Origin of the sequence: Roseiarcus sp. (assembly GCF_052145395.1) — a bacterium.
Lineage (GTDB): Bacteria > Pseudomonadota > Alphaproteobacteria > Rhizobiales > Beijerinckiaceae > Roseiarcus.
This window is the reverse complement of the sequence record NZ_JBKQOT010000912.1, coordinates 1-2,683: the sequence shown is the minus strand read 5'-3', so window position 1 is coordinate 2,683 and position 2,683 is coordinate 1. Positions and strand designations below refer to the sequence as shown.

Annotated in this window: 2 protein-coding genes; one reads left to right on the top strand and one right to left on the bottom strand. The window is 65.8% G+C overall.

Annotation, left to right across the window (positions count from 1 at the left end):
- Positions 1-231: GCG_CRPN prefix-to-repeats domain-containing protein (locus ACLP25_RS31575; protein ID WP_442473034.1), on the top strand; the 231-nt coding region annotated here is incomplete at its 5' end.
- Between the two features lie 134 nt (positions 232-365).
- Here ACLP25_RS31575 and ACLP25_RS31570 read toward each other — a convergent pair.
- Positions 366-1,958, bottom strand: a complete 1,593-nt coding sequence (locus ACLP25_RS31570) for a winged helix-turn-helix domain-containing protein (RefSeq protein ID WP_442473033.1) — start codon at positions 1,956-1,958, stop codon at positions 366-368.
- Between the last annotated feature and the right edge of the window lie 725 nt (positions 1,959-2,683).

Below are 2,683 nucleotides of genomic sequence, written 5' to 3'. Positions count from 1 at the left end.
CAGGGCTGCGGTCCAGGCTGGTATCGCGGGCCAGGCGGAGCGTGCCACAGATGGGGCCATGGCCCGGGCCCGGCATGGGGCTACTCCGGCGCGGGATGGAGGTGGGCCGGCGCCGGCCCCGGATGGGGGTGGAGCTACAATGGCTGCCCTCCAGGCTATTGGCGCGGCCCCTGGGGCCATTGCCGCGACACGCCCTATCATGGGTCCCTCCCAAACGGCGGCTGGCAATAGGTCGCCCGCTCGACTCGAACTGGGCGGACGGGTCACCTGTGGCTGCCCGTCCACGCCTCCGCCAGCTTCGCGAGTGTGATGCAACGCACATCGAGTCGAACGCCCCGCCGATAGGTCAAACCGCGAATGCGGGGTTAGGGAGACGCCGGCGTGAGGGGCGTGTCTCCCTCGGGCATGCCGCCAGCGACGAAGCCGCGGCGGTGGTATTCGAGCATCGCAAGATCACGAAAGAAAGCCCGCTCGAGGAGGTCGCGCACGGTCAGGCCGGGAGTTTCGTGCAACATCGCAGCCACGGCCGTGCGGGCTTCCTCGATATGCCCGAGCTCGGCCGAGGCCGCAGCCAATGATTGCAAGCAAGGAATGTATTGCGGCATCCGGACGTTGCAGAAACGCAGCTCCGCGAGCGCTTCCTCCCACCTCCCGGTGCGGATCAGCGCCCGCGCCAGCGGCACCCGCCAATGAGGCGGGTGAAACGGGTTGAGCCTGTGCGCCAGGCGAACTTCGCGCTCCGCCTCAGCCGGGTCGCCGGCATGCGCCAGAACATCGCCGTAGTCATATCGGCTCTCCGCCGCGCAGGGGTTTGCCTGGACCGCGGCGCGCCCGGTTTCAAGCGCCTCGTCCCATTCATGATTCAGCATCAGAATGACGGCGAGCCGGCCGAGACACAGCGACGATCCGGGTTCGAGCTCGACCGCCCGACGGGCCAATCTCAGCGCGAGCTTCGCCGCCTCCCGCCCTTTCGGCTCGCCCCACAGCCAAGTGAAGCCGCGCTGCACTGTATAGGCCTGCCAAGCATAGGCTGTTGCGTATTCGGAATCGAGCTTGATGGCCCGGTCGAATAGTTCTCGGGCGGCGAGCGTGTCCGGTTCGGTGACGCGCAGCTGCAGTTCTCGGCCTTGCAGGCAAAGGTCGTAGGCGTCGAGACTGGCCGCCGGGCGACGCCGCGAGCGGCGCGTCGCCTCCCGCTCTATCTGAATGACGAGATGCGCCGGCAGGCGGTCGACCAGTTCTTCCTGCAACGCCATCAATTCGCCAAGAGATCCGTCGAAACGCTCGGCCCACAGACTGATGCCGGTGCGCGCGTCGTTGAGCCGGATCGTGATGCGGATGCGCCCCTCGGCACGGCGCACGCTGCCGGCAACGAGGTAGCTGGCCTCCTTCGGGATTGTTGCCGAACTCTGGGCAAGGGCCGGCGGGCTGACGACGTGCAACTCGTCGAAGCGCGTCAGGTCGGTGACGAGATCGGCGGTCAGACCGCTGGCGAAATATTGCTGTTCGGGATCGCCGCTGAGGTTCTCGAAAGGGAGCACCACCAGCATCGGCCGGGTCGCCGTCGGCAGCGGCAACGGCGCCGCCGCAGCGGCAACGGCCACGGCTGGCAGTGGCGCGGCGGGGGCTCCGCCGACGACCGACGCCGTGACATCGAGCAGATAGCCGCGCCGCTGCGCGGTGCGCAACAGCCGCTGGGTCTGGTCGCCGAGCGCGCGGCGGATGTCCTTGACGCATTGCCCGATACTGTCCTCGGTGACGAAGACATTTGGCCAAACCGCCTGCATCAGCTCGTCGCGGTCGACGAGCCGCCCGGCATTGATGACCATATAACGCAGCAAATCGAATGATTTGGGGCGCAAGGCCACTTGCGAGCCGTCCTCAGCGAACAGTCCGCCGCGGACGAGATCGAGCGTGAAATGATCGAAACGGTAGATTGCCCTCGGCTCGGAACACATCGGCCTTCATTCCCTTGGGCGCGCCGCTTTGTCAGCGAAGTCTCGGCGAGATTTCAACGGGCTTTCGGGAGTCGCTTGCCGCCCTTTATGACGACCTGCCTGGTTTGACAATGCGTCGATCGGCCGCGGACGCTCGTCGGCGCACCGGGCATTCGGCGGGTGCTTGGCGGTGTCGGCGGGCGACGCATTGATCGCGCCAGTCTTCCAGACTCTGGCGCGGATGACAACTCAGAACGCGAGAGGAGGCGCGGGCCCAGGCGAAAGAACTTCTGCGTCGCGACCCGGAATGCGCGGTTAGATGGACGCGCGGCAATAAGCGTTTTGCCACGCGTGGATGATCGAGGATGATCGAGCTCCTTTTCGAGGGTCTAACGCCAAGCCGGCGTCCCGCCCGGCAGACGTGCTTACGTTGAAGGCCCGCGGGCGGTAGGACTGCTTCAATGGCTGGGGTTTCAGGGGACGGCGCCGTTTACTAGCATTTCGACAAACCTGTGGACCTTTCTCCTTTCTCGGCAAGGCGGCGACCACTCTTCGAGTGTCGATCGCGTTGGCAGATTAAGATGCTGTGCCTAAAGGCGCTCTCCTCGAAGCCCGCGCCGGGTTTCCCTGCAAACGGGCGGCTCTTAGGCCGCCACCATGGATGCAACAGTGAGGGAAGTAATGACCGCGACCAAAGCACATAGCAATTGTGCTTCCGAAAAGCGCCCGTAGCGCGGCCGCGCGCT

Excerpts from the sequence above, each read along its gene's own strand:
- ACLP25_RS31570 (WP_442473033.1), bottom strand. The coding sequence starts at position 1,958 with ATGTGTTCCGAGCCGAGGGCAATCTACCGTTTCGATCATTTCACGCTC.